We start from the raw sequence: 16,261 nt of genomic DNA on the forward strand, positions 1-16,261 counted from the left end.
AAAAAAGAAGCAGCATAAACCGAGTATCGCCATCTAGGATAAAACCAACATGGTTAAGTTAGAAAGGGCGCACGGTGGATGCCTTGGCACTAGGAGCCGATGAAGGACGGGACTAACTCCGAAAAGCTCCGGGGAGCTGTACGTAAGCGTTGATCCGGAGATTTCCGAATGGGGAAACCCGCTGCCCGTAATGGGGCAGCATCCTTGCCTGAATCCATAGGGTAAGGAAGGCAACCCGGGGAACTGAAACATCTAAGTACCCGGAGGAAGAGAAAGCAACAGCGATTCCCTGAGTAGCGGCGAGCGAAACGGGAACAGCCCAAACCAGAAGGCTTGCCTTCTGGGGTTGTAGGACACCAATGGTGGAGTTACAAAGGAACGAGGTAGACGAAGAGGTCTGGAAAGGCCCGTCAGAGAAGGTAACAACCCTGTAGTCGAAACTTCGTTCCCTCCCTGGTGGATCCTGAGTACGGCGGGACACGAGGAATCCCGTCGGAAGCTGGGAGGACCATCTCCCAAGGCTAAATACTCCCTAGTGACCGATAGTGAACCAGTACCGTGAGGGAAAGGTGAAAAGCACCCCGGGAGGGGAGTGAAAGAGAACCTGAAACCGTGTGCCTACAAGTAGTCAGAGCCCGTTTACGGGTGATGGCGTGCCTTTTGTAGAATGAACCGGCGAGTTGCGATCTCATGCGAGGTTAAGTCGAAAAGACGGAGCCGCAGCGAAAGCGAGTCTGAACAGGGCGCATGAGTATGGGGTCGCAGACCCGAAACCAGGTGATCTACCCATGTCCAGGGTGAAGGTGAGGTAACACTTACTGGAGGCCCGAACCCACGCACGTTGAAAAGTGCGGGGATGAGGTGTGGGTAGGGGTGAAATTCCAATCGAACTTGGAGATAGCTGGTTCTCTCCGAAATAGCTTTAGGGCTAGCCTCAAGGGAAGAGTCTTGGAGGTAGAGCACTGTTTGGACTAGGGGCCCTCATCGGGTTACCGAATTCAGACAAACTCCGAATGCCAGTGACTTATCCTTGGGAGTCAGACTGCGAGTGATAAGATCCGTGGTCAAAAGGGAAACAGCCCAGACCGCCAGCTAAGGTCCCAAAGTATACGTTAAGTGGAAAAGGATGTGGAATTGCTTAGACAACCAGGATGTTGGCTTAGAAGCAGCCACCATTTAAAGAGTGCGTAATAGCTCACTGGTCGAGTGATTCTGCGCCGAAAATGTACCGGGGCTAAACGTATCACCGAAGCTGCGGGTGGACACCTTCGGGTGTCCGCGGTAGGAGAGCGTTCTAAGGGCAGAGAAGCCAGACCGGAAGGACTGGTGGAGCGCTTAGAAGTGAGAATGCCGGTATGAGTAGCGAAAGAAGGGTGAGAATCCCTTCCACCGAATGCCTAAGGTTTCCTGAGGAAGGCTCGTCCTCTCAGGGTTAGTCGGGACCTAAGCCGAGGCCGACAGGCGTAGGCGATGGACAACAGGTTGATATTCCTGTACCACCTCTTTTCCGTTTGAGCGATGGGGGGACGCAGGAGGATAGGGTAAGCGCACTGTTGGATGTGCGTCCAAGCAGTGAGAGGGGCAGCGAGGCAAATCCCGTTGCCACTAACCTCAAGCTGTGACGGCGAGGGAAATATAGTACCGAAGTTCCTGATTCCACACTGCCAAGAAAAGCCTCTAGCGAGGAAAAAGGTGCCCGTACCGCAAACCGACACAGGTAGGCGAGGAGAGAATCCTAAGGTGTGCGAGAGAACTCTCGTTAAGGAACTCGGCAAAATGACCCCGTAACTTCGGGAGAAGGGGTGCTTTTTGGGGTGCATAGCCCCGAGAAGCCGCAGTGAATAGGCCCAGGCGACTGTTTAGCAAAAACACAGGTCTCTGCGAAGCCGTAAGGCGAAGTATAGGGGCTGACGCCTGCCCGGTGCTGGAAGGTTAAGGGGAGCGCTTAAAGCTTTGCTTGAAGGTGCGAACCGAAGCCCCAGTAAACGGCGGCCGTAACTATAACGGTCCTAAGGTAGCGAAATTCCTTGTCAGGTAAGTTCTGACCCGCACGAAAGGCGTAACGATCTGGGCACTGTCTCAACGAGAGACTCGGTGAAATTATAGTACCTGTGAAGATGCAGGTTACCCGCGACAGGACGGAAAGACCCCGTGGAGCTTTACTGCAGCCTGATATTGAATTTTGGTACAGCTTGTACAGGATAGGTAGGAGCCTTGGAAACCGGAGCGCCAGCTTCGGTGGAGGCGCCGGTGGGATACTACCCTGGCTGTACTGAAATTCTAACCCGCACCCCTGATCGGGGTGGGAGACAGTGTCAGGTGGGCAGTTTGACTGGGGCGGTCGCCTCCTAAAAGGTAACGGAGGCGCCCAAAGGTTCCCTCAGAATGGTTGGAAATCATTCGCAGAGTGCAAAGGCAGAAGGGAGCTTGACTGCGAGACCTACAAGTCGAGCAGGGACGAAAGTCGGGCTTAGTGATCCGGTGGTTCCGTATGGAAGGGCCATCGCTCAACGGATAAAAGCTACCCCGGGGATAACAGGCTTATCTCCCCCAAGAGTCCACATCGACGGGGAGGTTTGGCACCTCGATGTCGGCTCATCGCATCCTGGGGCTGTAGTCGGTCCCAAGGGTTGGGCTGTTCGCCCATTAAAGCGGTACGCGAGCTGGGTTCAGAACGTCGTGAGACAGTTCGGTCCCTATCCGTCGCGGGCGCAGGAAATTTGAGAGGAGCTGTCCTTAGTACGAGAGGACCGGGATGGACGCACCGCTGGTGTACCAGTTGTCTCGCCAGAGGCATCGCTGGGTAGCTATGTGCGGAAGGGATAAGTGCTGAAAGCATCTAAGCATGAAGCCCCCCTCAAGATGAGATTTCCCATTTCTTCGGAAAGTAAGATCCCTGAAAGATGATCAGGTAGATAGGTCCGAGGTGGAAGCGTGGTGACACGTGGAGCTGACGGATACTAATCGATCGAGGACTTAACCAAAAGAAAGCGCGAAATCGGTGAAACTGCTTCTTCTATCTAGTTTTGAAGGAACAATCGTTCCGACAACTACATACCGTCTGGTGGCGATGGCGAAGAGGTCACACCCGTTCCCATCCCGAACACGGAAGTTAAGCTCTTCAGCGCCGATGGTAGTGAGGGGTTTCCCCTTGCGAGAGTAGGACGCTGCCAGGCAAACAATAACCCGACGAGAAAAAATATTTTATCTCGTCGGGTTTTCTCTATTTTGGGACCTTCTTTCTAAAGCAAGCGGTTCTTTTACGCTTGTTTCAGAAAGTTATGGGAGATGGCAGCCAGCCCCATATTCGATGTTCACTTTGGTCAGCCCATGCAAAATCTCGGAACGACCGATTAGCTTTGATGAATGAAGTATCCAAGATTGAATAGGTTTTCTGTCCCGATCTGAACAATTGTAACCGGCTTCAGCAGTCCGTTTTTCATATGATCTTCTTTCATCCGCATAAATGGAAAAGGTGATTTTTTTGCATTTGTCTAAGTTACATTTTACTGCGATGATCGCGAAATTGGCGAGACTCCTGCGAGAAAAGCGAGCCAGGCGAGACCCCGCAGCGAGGAACGAGCGAGGAGGCTCGCGGATCGCCCGCGGAAAGCGAGTGAATTTCGCGATCATCAAAAAGGCGGTGCCCTTGGGTCATTTTGCCTTGGCTGCCAGTCTGTTCATTCATAGCGAGCGGGAAAAAGTTCTAATTCTGCTTGTTCCTTCATAAAAGTATAAAGAGACGGTTCGATAATAAGGGGGAACATCGATGGTCTATCGTTTACTGGCGGTAAACATAGATGGAACAATACTTCAGGACAATGGCCGTTTAAATAAGATGACGAAAGAGGCAATTGAATATGCGCAAGAAAAAGGAATTTATATTTGTTTAGTATCGGGAAGACATTATCCTTCCGTAAAAAAAGTCGCTAAATCGCTGAAAGTAGACAGCTGTTTAATTGCTCATCAAGGAGCTTTTGTAGCAAAGCAACTCGATAAACCAATCTTATTGAAACGAATTCAAGAAGATATTACGTATGAACTCACCCGTTTTTTAGAATCCTTTCATTGTCGTATTTGCTTATCACACGAAAAATTTTCTGTCAGCAATAAAATGGATTTGCCCGATTCTCTAGTTGGAAGAACGGTTTGGCAGCGCACGAATAATCGTATGCTATACCCTCAATACTTTGTGGAGTCTGTAAGCGACTATTTGGAAAAAGAGCCGGTCTCTCCTCCCAAAATGGAAATCATTTTTCAGAATCCTAGAGATTTGGAAGATGCAAAAAAAGCAATAGAAGGCATGTATGATGAAGTGGCTGTCATCCGCACGGATCAAAACCGTTTCGATATTGTCCCAAGTGGGGTATCAAAGTTTCAAGGACTGGTGTACTTATGCGAAAGAATAAATGTTTCGCTAAAAGAAGTGGTCATGATAGGGTCCGGCATCGACGACTTGCCTCTCTTGCACAATGCAGGTCTTGGGGTCGCCATGGGCAATGCTCCTGATCATGTAAAAGAAGCTGCTGATTGGGTGACAAGATCCAATCAGGAAAATGGGGTATCTTATGTCGTAAAAGAGTTATTTAGGAGACAGCGGCCGATCCGATTTTTAGAAAAAATGGATCACTTAAAATAAGTCGCATCTTTCATCGCCCTTGTTTCGACAAAGGGCGTTCTTTTTTATGGTTAATAGTATATGGGAATTATTCGAGATTTTTCAAATAGGGAAATATGGATTTGTTCTGTTTTATCTGTAGGCTTTTAAGTGAACAGATGGATGGATCCTTGACCGATGGACGATTCATTCAGTAAACTAAAGAATAGTTTACATATTGAAAGGTGATTCGATTGAACATTCTTGTGACAGGCACAGTTGATGAACGTTTGCATAGACCTCTTCAATTAATTGCCAATTTATTTTTTGAAGAGACCGATATTCTTTTGGAAGAGGAGAATCTTCCCGACGAGATCCTCAGAGTGAAATTGGATATCCAAGCCAATTCAGTCATAAAAGTAAAAATGGCTTTATCGGCGCCAGACTCCGCGAAGATCTATCAATCTTCAATAGAAAAAGCGGCGGATCCAACCCAAACGGAAAAAGAATATTTTAAGCAAGTTAAAAAGGCTGTATCGCGCGCATTTCTTGAAGTGCTGCAACAATATACCGGAATCCGGCAGCAGTGGGGATTTTTAACCGGCATTCGTCCAACAAAGCTGTTCCATAAAAAATTGCGGAGCGGGATTTCTAAAGAAGAGGCCCATGAACAATTAAAAAAAGAATATTTAATTACGGATGAAAAGATTCAATTAATGGAGAAAATTGTGGATCGACAACTCACGATTGTCCCTGATCTTTATCACTTGCAAAATGAAGTGAGCATTTATATTGGCATACCGTTTTGCCCAACGAAGTGCGCTTACTGTACTTTTCCTGCTTTTGCAATCCAGGGAAAACAAGGGAGAGTGGCTTCGTTCTTAGGCGGTCTTCATTATGAAATGGAAAAAATCGGCCAATTTTTAAAAGAAAACGGTATAAAAATCACAACGATTTATTATGGAGGAGGTACGCCGACCTCGATCACCGCAGAAGAAATGGATCTTTTATATGAACAAATGTATCGATCATTTCCGAGTGTTGAGAACGTAAGAGAAATTACCGTTGAAGCGGGCCGACCCGATACGATTACGCCAGAAAAACTGGAAGTGCTAAAAAAATGGAATATTGACCGGATCAGCATCAATCCGCAATCTTACATTCAAGAAACGTTGAAAGCCATTGGCCGCCACCATACAGTGGAGGAAACGATTGAAAAATTTCACTTGGCTCGAAGCATGGGAATGAATAATATCAACATGGATTTGATTATCGGCCTTCCTGGTGAAGGAGTGCGGGAATTTCAACATTCATTAGATGAAACAGAAAAACTGATGCCGGAATCTCTGACGATTCATACCCTATCGTTTAAACGTGCATCGGTCATGACCCAAAATAAAGACAAATATCCGGTGGCAAGCCGGGAAGAAGCAGAAGAAATGATGAAATTGGCCCAAGACTGGACCGCAGCGCACAACTATGTTCCTTATTATTTGTACCGGCAAAAAAACATTTTAGGGAACCTTGAAAATGTCGGATATGCCTTACCGGGGCGAGAAAGCATCTATAACATTTTGATCATGGAAGAAGTGCAGACTATTATTGGATTAGGATGCGGGGCAGCAAGCAAATTTATCGATCCGGATACTGGAAAGATTGAACGTTTTGCTAATCCGAAAGACCCGAAATCGTATAATGAACGTTACGAAGAATATACAGAAAAAAAGCTTCAGATTTTACAGCAGCTTTTCTGCAAAAAACAGCCTTCTTGATAAGGCTGTTTTTGATTTGCATGGAAAAACATGATGGAGATTTGCGGGAGAGAACGTATTTGAATTCAGGAATGACTATTTAACTCATGGGAATTGATGAAAGAATCGATTGAAAGTCATGGTTGAAATTCAAAGTTGAGCCTTTTCATGAGACTCGTTTTTATGAATGAAACAACAAAAGTTTTCCTGCTGACGATGTGCATCGGTGCGTGTAATCGGAAAAGCCTTTTTCCTTTAGAATTTGACTGCCTTTTTCTTTAGCCTCGTGGTCGTTGGCTGCTTCAAACGTATCATCTAACAACTTTTCACCATTTTTTTGGAAGACAGTCAGCGTATATTCTTTCAATGCAGAAACCTCCCAATATACATCTAGTTAAAAATAAAGAATATTTACAATATTTTGTTTAAATATTGTAAACGATTCTCGCTTATTTTTCAATGGATAAGTTTTTGAATAGATTGTCGGATAATCTGTCTCCTTTGCAAATTGGCCAAAATATCTTTCAGTTTTCACTGTGATGAGGCTAGATTTCAATAGAAAATCTTTCATAATAAAAGTATAATGAAAGAACATACATTCGATTTTTGGCTTGGAGGGAATGCCATCGTGAAACAAATTCGATTTATTCACACGGCGGATCTGCATTTGGATAGTCCGTTTATCGGTTTGGAACAGCGCCTGCCTCCGGAGTTATTTGCAAGAATACGCGAAAGTACTTTTCGTTCTTTTCATAGAATCATAGATGAAGCCATCAAGAGAGAAGTGGATTTTGTTCTTATATCGGGTGATCTATTCGACGGTGAAGACAGAAGCATTAAAGCACAGGCTCGGCTACAAACAGAAATGAATAGATTAAAACAGCATGGCATTTCCGCCTATATTCTTCACGGAAATCATGATCATTTAAACGGCCAATGGGTGTCGCTGGAATTGCCATCCAATGTTCATGTTTTTTCTTCTCAAGTGGAAGCCATTCGCCATCAGACAAAAGCGGGAGCGATTGTTCACTTGTATGGATTCAGTTATGATAAACGCCATGTATGGGAGCGGAAAATAAACGAGTACCAAAAGCAAGACGGAGCGGATTTTCATATCGGTTTGCTTCACGGTTATGAGGAAAGCGGAAAATCAGGCCATCAACCTTACGCCCCATTTTCAGTCAATGATCTGCTGGAAAAACAATTTGATTATTGGGCGCTTGGACATATTCATCAAACAAAGATTTTACATAAAGATCCTTATATTCTCTATCCCGGGAACATTCAAGGACGTCATCGAAAAGAAATTGGAGCGAAAGGCTGCTATCTCGTTGAATTGGATCAAACCGGAACGCGCCTTGAATTTATTGAAACGGCTGATATTCAATGGAAAAAAGAAGTCATGAAGCTTTCGGAAGAGGAAAGTTTTCATTCATTTTTCATGCGTTTGAAGCAGATGATGGAGGATAACCGTCAAACGAATCAAGGTGTCATGTTGGAAATTCAGTTGGAAAATGAGCCCAATCGAGAAATAAGAGATAAAATCACGAGCGGAGAATTATTGGAAGCTCTGCAAGACGGCGAAGATCTAAATGAGTCGTTTGTTTGGGTACATCGGTTTATCATCGATCCGCAGCATCCTCTGAAATTCAAAGAAAATCATCCTTTTTATCGGGAATTTGAAAAGCAGACGGCGTCTTTAACAAAAGAAGATTGGGAAGAGGCGCTTTCCTCTCTTTATTTTCATTATAAAACGACCCGCTTCTTAACTGATCTGACGGAGGATGAAAAAGAAGAAATGTTAGAAGAAGCGAAACGCTTGATTCAAGAAGGATTGGCAGAGGAAGGAGCAATAAGCGGTGAGAATTTCTGATCTTCATATATACGGCTTTGGAAAATTAGAAAATTTTCATTTAAAAGACTTGAAATCATTGCAGCTCATTTACGGGGAAAATGAAGCGGGAAAATCGACCATTATGGCGTTTATCCATGCCGTTTTATTCGGATTTCCTACCAGACAAGCAAAGAATTATGAACCGAAAACCCATTCCAAATATGGTGGGAAATTGACGCTTGAAACCGTGAATATGGGCAAAGCAGTCATTGAAAGAGTGAAAGGAACATCCTCCAGTTCGGTGACAGTAAGGCTCGACGATGGAACGATAGGCGGTGAAGATCTTCTACGTCGACTGTTAAATGGAATGGATGAGAACTTTTACCGTTCTATTTTTTCATTTGACGTCCATGGTCTGCAAAAACTTCACCAATTAAAAGAGGAAGATATCGGCCGCTTTTTATTTTCCGCCGGAACCGTCGGGACAGATTCCTTATACCGGCTGGAGAAAAAACTGCAGAAAGAAATGGAAAAGCTTTATAAGCCAAACGGACGAAATCCGGTTATTAATCAAGAATTACAGACATTGAAGGAACTGGAGGCAGATGTTAAAAAAGGGAAAAAGAAAAATGACCAATATCTTCATGTTTTAGTAGAAATCGAGAATCAAAAACAGCATTTATCAAAGCTGTCCGTCGAAGAAGGGAAATGTCAAGCATATTTGGAAAGACTGGCAAGAGAAGAAACCATTAGACCGCTGCTTATGGAAAAACAGCGGTTGGAAGAAGAAATGAAAGCCATCGGAGAAGTGGCATTTCCGGTGGATGGCATTTCCCGGCTTGAAAAGCATTTGGATCGGCTCCATCATTTAGAAGGGATGATTTCTGCTTTACAAGAAAAGATCGATTGGAAAGAAAAGCAAATCCGGCGATGGCAAAACGACCTTTTATCCCTGGAGGAAGAGGCGGCCATTGAGGCAAGTGTGAATCAAAGTGCCGAGTATAAAAAGTGGCAAGAAGATTGGCAAAATGATCAAATGAAGATCTCAGAATTAAACAGTCAATTGGAAGAGCTCAAGACGTATCTTCATTTTGAACATTTCACGGACGAAGAAATTTATCAGATTGATACGAGTATGGATGTAAAACGACGAATTAAGGAGGAAATTCAAAAGCTTATTCGTCTCATTTCGCAAAAAGAGCACATCGAAAAAGCTTTGCAAACTAACCGCAGCGAGCTTCAAACGGCGGAAAAGGAATGTGAGAAGATTGAGGAGCTGTTATTGCCGGAGCAAGAATTTCGAACGCTGCAAAAAAAAGCGGAAAACCAAACTGAAAAAGAATCTTTGGCAAAGGAAATTCGTTGGCTTGAACTACAACTACAAAAAATCGAGACAGAAAAACAGGCAAAAAAGAGGAATAAGCAGCCTCTTGCCGCCGGTTTCGTTTTGGTTTTTTCAATCGTTTTAGCTCTATGGCTTGTCATTCAACACGAGTGGCTTCTGCTTTCAGTACCTTTTTTTGGATTTGTTGCCGCCTTTTTATTATGGACGAAAAAAACTCCGGATCTTTTGGAAGAACAAGAAAAAGAGCTAAAAAAGGAAATCAATCAACGTAAGAAAGAAATTCAGGAAATGGGGTATCTTCTGACAAAAGAAGAGGCCTCTATGTATCGAAAACAAACCGAACTGCGGGACAGATGGAAACAATCGATTATGAGACTGGAACAATTGGAGCAGCAAAAGAGTAAGCTGATTTCGGACAAAAAGGAATGGGAGCGGGAATTTTCTGAAAACTTGTTGAGAGTTCAAAGAATTCAGCACAAGCTTTGTTTTCCGAAAACAATGGAATGGAATATTTTGGATGAGGCGTTTGAAAAACTTTTAAGTATGAAAGACATCATTCGTCAGAAAAAAATATGCCAAGAAAGAATGAAAGAAATGGAAGAGTCTATTCAAAGATGGAAAGATCAATTGCATCGATGGACAAAGACTCTTGGTTTACCGGACCACGATATAGAATATGTGCTGTTTCAATTAAAAGAACAGTTGAAAAGAAATAAAGAGAAAGCCTTGCAAATAAAGGAAACGAGCAAACAAGCAGAGCAGTATAAAGAGGAGCTTCAGGCAGTGATAAAGGAAAAAGCTGAATTTGAAAGGGAAATTCAGAAACTGTTTGCGTCCGCTAATACGGAAACAGAAGAAGATTTTCGGAAAAAGGGGACTCAATGGAAAAAACTTGAACAGTTGAAAGAACGTTTAGCACTCATCCATCGTCAGGTGCCTGACAGCCCGGACCTTCTATTTCCGCTCGATCAGCCCGCAAAATGGAAAAAAGCCAAACTAGAAGTCGAAGAAAAGTTGAAAGAACTAGGACAGGAGAAAAAAAGAGTACAGGCAGATCTAGCGAAATGGGAGTATGAGAAAAAGGTTTTAGAAGAGGGCGGGACTTACGCAGAACGGCTTCATCTTTTCCATCTTCAGCGGTCGGTAGTAAACGAAAAAGCAAAAAAATGGGCGCAGCTAGCGATTGCAAAACATATCTTTGCTAAAACGGTGAAGCATTTTAAAGATCAAAAACTTCCACTTGCTTTGCAAAAAGCAGAAGAACTTTTAAGCATGTTGACAAATGGACGGTATATTCACCTTTATACGAATGAAGAAGGAAAGTTTTATGTAAAACGAAAAGATGGGATGTTTTTTGAACCGCAAGAATTAAGCCAGGCCACCGGTGAACAGGTGTATGTGTCCCTTCGTCTTGCTCTCGCTTCCGTCTTGCAGGAAGAATATCCATTTCCGCTCATCATTGATGACGCCTTTGTCCATTTTGATCATAAACGAATGTCCGCAGTGGCAGAAGTATTAAAAGAGGTTAGCCGCCATACACAAATATTGATTTTTACATGCCATCAACATGTTAAAATGTATTTTCCGGAAACTTCTATTATTCATTTAGAAGAACCTGACTGGGCGAACGTAACAAAATGATCAAAATAAATGAGCTGGCTGCAGAATCGCCGTCTGCCTATCCATATATTTGTTTGCCGATTGGGTGAAACGGAATTTTTATATAAAGTTTTAAAAAATATTTGGGAACCATTTTTGAACGAATGGCTGCCCATGAGTTTTCTTTTACATTCGCTTCCTTCAGGATGAATAATCAAATACTGTTTATGTGATATAATGGTGTCGATTAAATCCATTGCCGGTGTACAGGAGGAAAAACTGAATGGTTCAGGGAATTATCCATTATGAGGCAGGACAGTCTGTCGATTGTTATTTATTGATTAAATCCATGACGAAAAGCACAGCCGTCAATGGAAAACCGTATTTAAACCTGATTCTTCAAGACAAAAGCGGTGAAATTGAAGCGAAACTATGGGATGCGACAGAACAGGATGAAAAACAATATCGGGCGGAAACGATTGTAAAAGTGCTCGGAGATATTCAAAATTACCGCGGGCGAAATCAACTAAGAATTCGGCAAATCCGACCGGCCTCCGAAAATGAAGGAGTCAAAATTCAAGACTTTGTTATGTCGGCCCCGATGCATTCGGATGAGATGGCAGAAATCATCACTCAGTTTATTTTTGAATTGAAAAATCCTAATATCCAAAGGATCACTCGTTACTTGCTGAAAAAATATTCTGAGCCTTTTTATCAATATCCGGCAGCTACTAAAAACCATCATGAATTTGTATCCGGATTAGCTTATCATGTCGTTTCCATGTTAAAACTGGCAAAGGCCATTGCGGATTTATATCCTTCTTTAAATCGGGATTTGCTCTATGCCGGTGTGATTCTTCATGATCTGGGCAAAGTCATTGAGTTGTCGGGCCCCGTTGCGACTACCTATACGGCTGAAGGAAATTTGTTGGGGCATATCACGATCATGATCAATGAAATTGCCAAGGCGGCCGAAGAGCTGGGCATCGAAGGAGAAGAGGTGTTTATTCTCCAGCATATTGTTTTAAGCCACCACGGAAAGCCGGAATGGGGGAGCCCGAAGCCGCCGTTAATCAAAGAAGCGGAAATTCTTCATTACATTGATAATATTGATGCGAAGATGAATATGCTGGATCGAGCTTTAGAAAAAACGAAACCGGGAGAATTTTCCGAGCGAATTTTCGCTATGGATAACCGCTCTTTTTATAAGCCAAAGTTTTAATTAGTATATTCGATTTCATTCCTATTTCAGCGATGAAGAGACCTCTTTTTAGAGGTCTTTTTTTAAGGGAAGAATTCCTTTTGAAAGTGGAAAAGATAGATCGTGCGGCTCTCTTTCTCCCCATTCCATTCTGATATTTTTCTTTATCATGACGTTTCGTTGCGGGAGACCTGAATGACGTCTAGTTGGCGGTAACAGAGGATAATGGAAAAAATTATAGGAATAGGCAACGTTTCCGTCTCATAAGATGTAGTAAATGCGGACAAGTTAGGAGAGGTGGAAAATGACGGTACCGTTTTGGATGTATTTCGTTGTGGCAGGAATATTTATTAGTGCATTTATGGTGATTAAAACGGCGAGAGAAGATCGGAAGGCAGACCAGGAATGGATCGAAAAAGAAGGCGAAGTATTTATAAAGAGGATGCAAGAAGAGAAAAAAAAGAAACAGAAACAAGATCAGGAACAACAAGGAGCATAAACGTAAAAGGCGCTTCAAAAGAATTCTTCTTTTGGAGCGCCTTTTTATATGGCTAGTCCGAATCGTGGAAAAAAGGCGAATGAAAAATTGATTGCGAGAAGAAGAAAAGGCATGCTACACTTGTTCGCTTTCAAAAAAATGCTGCCTTTCTGAAACGAAAGGCGTTCCGTTTCAAAAAAGCAGCACACATTATTATTTCACATTATTATTTATTGGAGGTTGCTTCGGAAAACAAACCGTTAAAGTCTTTGTCTTCGACTTTTACATTAGCATCTTTCAGCACTTCGTTAAGTTTTTTCTGCATCTTAGTTTGATCGACTTTCGAGAGTTTCAGTTCTTCTTTCAATTGATCTTTTACTTCGTTAAACGGTTTTTTCTTTTTCTTATCTGTAATTTGGATAATATGGTAGCCGTATTCTGTTTTAATCGGTTTGCTTATTTCTTTGACTTTCAAAGTATCAAGCGCTTTAGTGAATTCAGGAACAAATTGCTTGCGGCCTTGGTAATCGATCCATCCTAAATCTCCTCCATTGTTGGCGGAAGCTGTGTCTTTGGAGTATTTTTTGGCAAGATCCTCGAATTTGGCCCCTTTATCCAGCTGCGCTTTTATTTCATTTGCCGTTTTTTCATCATCGACTAATATATGGCGGACTTTGATTTCCGGCTGCCATTTTTTATAATAATTTTTCAATTCTTGATCGCTGATTTTAATATCGGCCGTTGCCGCTTTTTGCTCTAATAGTTCCAATTTTAAGTAGTCTTTAAATCCCTTTTCGTCCATGCCGTATTGGGCGAGGAACGCTTCATATTGTGAACCAAGTTGGTCTTTTGTTTTTTGAAGCTCGTCATTCAGCTCTTTATCCGAAACTTTATATTTTTCAGATAAAACTTTTTTGTACACCAATTCTTGCAACGCTTGTTGTGTTTGTTGAGGATATTTTTCTTTCATAGCGTTGTACAGATCTTCTTTTGTAATATTTCCTTCATTCGTTTTTACAACGGTATCATCTCCGCCGTTTCCGCATGCAGCAAGAACAATCATCCCGGCTGCCAACGACAAAGAGAGAATCCATTTTTTCATTCGTTCAACAACTCCTACACTTAATTTCATTTTTATATTCTTTATCCACATAGACATACTATATCACAATTATGCGGAATTACCAAAGTTTTTCTTTTTTATGACCGACAAGAAAATAGGCGTTTGCTTCAGTCAAAATATACCGGGTTACATACGATACAAATAACAGAAAAGGAGGTATGGCGGGAATGAAAAGCTTTCCGCTGAAAGAGTAGATCCTAATAGGGTTAGTCAGTTGAAAAATCCGGATTAGAATTTGGCAGAAAACAAGAATGTTTGGAAACTTCTGTTGTCGAAGCCATATTGTTAAATCCTTTCTAATCAGGTTTAATCATCTGATGACCTATACAGTCGTCTTCAAGCGGGAAAAAGGCCTAAACCAAAAATAAAACAAATGAATAGTATGATATAGACCAATGTGTAAGGAGGTGATCGGTATTGGGTGCAGCTTATGGCGGAGGGTTTGCATTAATTGTGGTGCTCTTCATCCTTCTCATCATTGTTGGTGCAGCATGGCTATATTAACAAATGAAAAATGTGAAAATAAAGGAGGAACTCGGATATGTCTGGAGCATATGGCGGAGGATTCGCACTTGTCGTTGTGTTGTTCATTTTGCTTATTATCATCGGTGCATCTTGGATTTACTAGATATTGGAATAAAAGCCAGGCGATGCCTGGCTTGATTTCCACTTATGTATAGAGAATTTCGATATAAGAAGAAATGAGCAGAATAGTGATTAAAATGTTAATCGTTCTAAACACTTTCGGCTGGCGATCTTCCGGTATGTCTTTTTGCATACATAGCGTGTTGGTAAGTCTATTGATATTGTATAAAATGAAAATAGAAAATAATATGAACACGAAGATTACTGACATGATGCTCCCTCCTTTTTCATAACCTTATTCATCAGGGTGATAAATAGAATATTTAGGCACCTCACAATTAAAAAGATAACGATTAGGCATGTTGAGGCTAATTCATGTGCATGATTTCGAATGAAAATGGTTTTGTATACCGAGGAATTAAACGAAATTTTCAATAAATAGAAATTTTTGTTATGTCAGATGTCAAAACGGATCAATAAACCTAAAAATGATTGCGAAAAGGATGCTACCATACTTTACGACGAAATAAGCAAAAAATCAATAGAAAATAAATGATTTGGATGGCTGTTGAGCAAGCTTTTTTGGATCAGCGTTCTTTTAAAAGCACCAAACGTACCGTTCATCTTGTCTTTTGGAATAGCTTAAATTCAAGTTTTACTGTAAGATAATATTGAATGGCCCGGTAAGTATAATTGACTGTTCGAAATAGAGCGTCTATTTGTGGTATGGTGAAATGACATGGAGGATATTATAAAACGATTGGAAATGTTGGAATACCATCAACAACTGTTGATTCAGATGGTCGATAAGAACCGACATGAATTTGATTGGCTGATTATAAAAAATCGGCTCACAAAAGAGGAAACGGCCGAATTTTTCGAACTTTGTGAGGAGTTGAACAAGAAATATCAAGAGCAAAAAGCGGACGGATTTGTTTTTCATGTTCCGCTTTTTCAAGAATTTGAAAAAAGGCTTCATTCCAAGTTGGATTGTAAAGAGGTCATCGCAGCATGCATAAAACAAGGGCTCTATAAAGAATTAATGATTCAGCTGTACAAAAATCTTTCCAACTAACTCGTTATTTTTTCGCTGGATTCGTTCGTGGAAATGAAGGTATCTTCCTTCTGAAAGTTTTCGTCTATGTTTTGAAGGGAGGTTTCGATAATTTCCATGAAATCGTCCCCGTACAAATTTTTAATGATCACACTGAGTTCTAAAAAATCAGGAAATTTACCAAACAGTTTATTTAGGGGTAGTGCCGCTTGCACGACGGAATTGGCTTCCGGATTAAATTTTTCCATCAGGTCATGAAGGATCGTTTCCCCTTCATTTGTCAACTCAACATACGTATTTCGCTTGTCCGATTCTTTCTTGGAAAATTTTAAATAGCCTTGTTCTTCTAGTTTCTTTGAAAAGTTAAAGGCTGTGGAAACGTGCATGACGCCAAACTTAGCGATATCAGAAATAGAGGCTCCTTTTAAATGATAGGCGATCCATAAGATATGGTGTTCATTAATGTTAAGGTTATACGGTTTGATCCATTGCTGCCAATCTTTTTCAACCGCTTTCCAAAGGGCCTTGCTTAACTGTGCTACTCTTTGGGAAAATAGCATTACCTCATGTATGGAAACTTCTTGTTTTTTCACTTTCTATCACCTTCTTTTTAAAATTGAACAGGTTTTTCTGAAAGTATTCTCTAACAATATTATGCCAATAAAATAAAAATTAATAAAGATATAAATTTACT

13 protein-coding genes and 2 rRNA genes are annotated in these 16,261 nt (G+C 41.8%); 11 read left to right on the forward strand and 4 right to left on the reverse strand.

Annotation, left to right across the window (positions count from 1 at the left end):
• Positions 1 to 51 precede the first annotated feature (51 nt).
• The 4 genes from NST81_RS04890 to NST81_RS04905 all read left to right on the forward strand — a co-directional run bounded on the left by NST81_RS04890 (position 52) and on the right by NST81_RS04905 (position 6,369).
• A 23S ribosomal RNA gene (locus NST81_RS04890) occupies positions 52 to 2,984 on the forward strand.
• A 76-nt stretch (positions 2,985 to 3,060) separates the two neighbouring features.
• Positions 3,061 to 3,176: ribosomal RNA gene (gene rrf / locus NST81_RS04895) — 5S ribosomal RNA — on the forward strand.
• A 593-nt stretch (positions 3,177 to 3,769) separates the two neighbouring features.
• Entirely contained in the window at positions 3,770 to 4,639 is an 870-nt protein-coding gene (locus tag NST81_RS04900; RefSeq protein ID WP_048622827.1) for a Cof-type HAD-IIB family hydrolase, read from the forward strand.
• Between the two features lie 212 nt (positions 4,640 to 4,851).
• Complete coding sequence (locus NST81_RS04905; RefSeq protein ID WP_048622828.1) at positions 4,852 to 6,369, forward strand: coproporphyrinogen III oxidase; 1,518 nt, start codon at positions 4,852 to 4,854, stop codon at positions 6,367 to 6,369.
• 160 nt (positions 6,370 to 6,529) lie between these two features.
• On the opposite strand, the gene NST81_RS04910 is transcribed toward NST81_RS04905, so the two are convergent.
• Positions 6,530 to 6,715 carry a YhzD family protein gene (locus tag NST81_RS04910; RefSeq protein WP_003353781.1) on the reverse strand — a complete coding sequence of 62 codons (186 nt, stop codon included), beginning with the start codon at positions 6,713 to 6,715 and terminating at the stop codon, positions 6,530 to 6,532.
• Positions 6,716 to 6,976: 261 nt separating this feature from the next.
• On the opposite strand from NST81_RS04910, the gene NST81_RS04915 reads away from it, so the two are divergent.
• The 4 genes from NST81_RS04915 (at position 6,977) to NST81_RS04930 (ending at position 12,826) form a co-directional block, all read left to right on the forward strand.
• On the forward strand, positions 6,977 to 8,221 hold the full coding sequence (locus NST81_RS04915; protein WP_048622830.1) for a metallophosphoesterase family protein: 1,245 nt from the start codon (positions 6,977 to 6,979) through the stop codon (positions 8,219 to 8,221).
• Complete coding sequence (locus NST81_RS04920; protein ID WP_341028676.1) at positions 8,208 to 11,168, forward strand: ATP-binding protein; 2,961 nt, start codon at positions 8,208 to 8,210, stop codon at positions 11,166 to 11,168. The genes NST81_RS04915 and NST81_RS04920 overlap by 14 nt, the downstream gene beginning before the upstream one ends.
• A 241-nt stretch (positions 11,169 to 11,409) precedes the next feature.
• The gene (yhaM, locus tag NST81_RS04925) at positions 11,410 to 12,348 is read left to right on the forward strand and encodes a 3'-5' exoribonuclease YhaM (RefSeq protein WP_003353778.1); all 939 of its coding nucleotides are present in this window, start codon (positions 11,410 to 11,412) and stop codon (positions 12,346 to 12,348) included.
• A gap of 283 nt (positions 12,349 to 12,631) precedes the next feature.
• The gene (locus tag NST81_RS04930; protein ID WP_003353772.1) at positions 12,632 to 12,826 is read left to right on the forward strand and encodes a sporulation YhaL family protein; all 195 of its coding nucleotides are present in this window, start codon (positions 12,632 to 12,634) and stop codon (positions 12,824 to 12,826) included.
• 205 nt (positions 12,827 to 13,031) lie between these two features.
• On the opposite strand, the gene NST81_RS04935 is transcribed toward NST81_RS04930, so the two are convergent.
• Positions 13,032 to 13,907, reverse strand: a complete 876-nt coding sequence (locus NST81_RS04935; RefSeq protein WP_048622832.1) for a peptidylprolyl isomerase — start codon at positions 13,905 to 13,907, stop codon at positions 13,032 to 13,034.
• Between the two features lie 438 nt (positions 13,908 to 14,345).
• Here NST81_RS04935 and NST81_RS04940 point away from each other — a divergent pair, with 438 nt between their 5' ends.
• Both NST81_RS04940 and NST81_RS04945 read left to right on the forward strand, forming a co-directional pair.
• Entirely contained in the window at positions 14,346 to 14,432 is an 87-nt protein-coding gene (locus tag NST81_RS04940) for a YjcZ family sporulation protein (protein ID WP_061778555.1), read from the forward strand.
• Between the two features lie 37 nt (positions 14,433 to 14,469).
• Positions 14,470 to 14,556, forward strand: a complete 87-nt coding sequence (locus NST81_RS04945) for a YjcZ family sporulation protein (RefSeq protein WP_040341153.1) — start codon at positions 14,470 to 14,472, stop codon at positions 14,554 to 14,556.
• A 42-nt stretch (positions 14,557 to 14,598) separates the two neighbouring features.
• Here NST81_RS04945 and NST81_RS04950 read toward each other — a convergent pair whose 3' ends face one another.
• Positions 14,599 to 14,784, reverse strand: a complete 186-nt coding sequence (locus NST81_RS04950) for a hypothetical protein (protein ID WP_003353770.1) — start codon at positions 14,782 to 14,784, stop codon at positions 14,599 to 14,601.
• A 468-nt stretch (positions 14,785 to 15,252) separates the two neighbouring features.
• On the opposite strand from NST81_RS04950, the gene NST81_RS04955 reads away from it, so the two are divergent.
• Positions 15,253 to 15,588: a DUF1878 family protein gene (locus NST81_RS04955; protein ID WP_003353760.1), complete on the forward strand. Its 336-nt coding sequence runs from the start codon at positions 15,253 to 15,255 to the stop codon at positions 15,586 to 15,588.
• Here the strand turns inward: NST81_RS04955 and NST81_RS04960 are convergent.
• Entirely contained in the window at positions 15,585 to 16,160 is a 576-nt protein-coding gene (locus NST81_RS04960) for an HTH-type transcriptional regulator Hpr (protein WP_082142248.1), read from the reverse strand. The genes NST81_RS04955 and NST81_RS04960 overlap by 4 nt on opposite strands.
• Between the last annotated feature and the right edge of the window lie 101 nt (positions 16,161 to 16,261).

The sequence above is a fragment of the Bacillus sp. FSL W8-0223 genome (genome assembly GCF_038006805.1).
GTDB classification, from domain to species: Bacteria; Bacillota; Bacilli; order Bacillales; family DSM-4216; genus Bacillus_O; species Bacillus_O smithii.

Excerpts from the sequence above, each read along its gene's own strand:
- yhaM (WP_003353778.1), top strand. The coding sequence starts at position 11,410 with ATGGTTCAGGGAATTATCCATTATGAGGCAGGACAGTCTGTCGATTGT.
- NST81_RS04950 (WP_003353770.1), bottom strand. The coding sequence starts at position 14,784 with ATGTCAGTAATCTTCGTGTTCATATTATTTTCTATTTTCATTTTATAC.
- NST81_RS04900 (WP_048622827.1), top strand. The coding sequence starts at position 3,770 with ATGGTCTATCGTTTACTGGCGGTAAACATAGATGGAACAATACTTCAG.
- NST81_RS04930 (WP_003353772.1), top strand. The coding sequence starts at position 12,632 with ATGACGGTACCGTTTTGGATGTATTTCGTTGTGGCAGGAATATTTATT.
- NST81_RS04945 (WP_040341153.1), top strand. The coding sequence starts at position 14,470 with ATGTCTGGAGCATATGGCGGAGGATTCGCACTTGTCGTTGTGTTGTTC.
- NST81_RS04955 (WP_003353760.1), top strand. The coding sequence starts at position 15,253 with ATGGAGGATATTATAAAACGATTGGAAATGTTGGAATACCATCAACAA.
- NST81_RS04935 (WP_048622832.1), bottom strand. The coding sequence starts at position 13,907 with ATGAAAAAATGGATTCTCTCTTTGTCGTTGGCAGCCGGGATGATTGTT.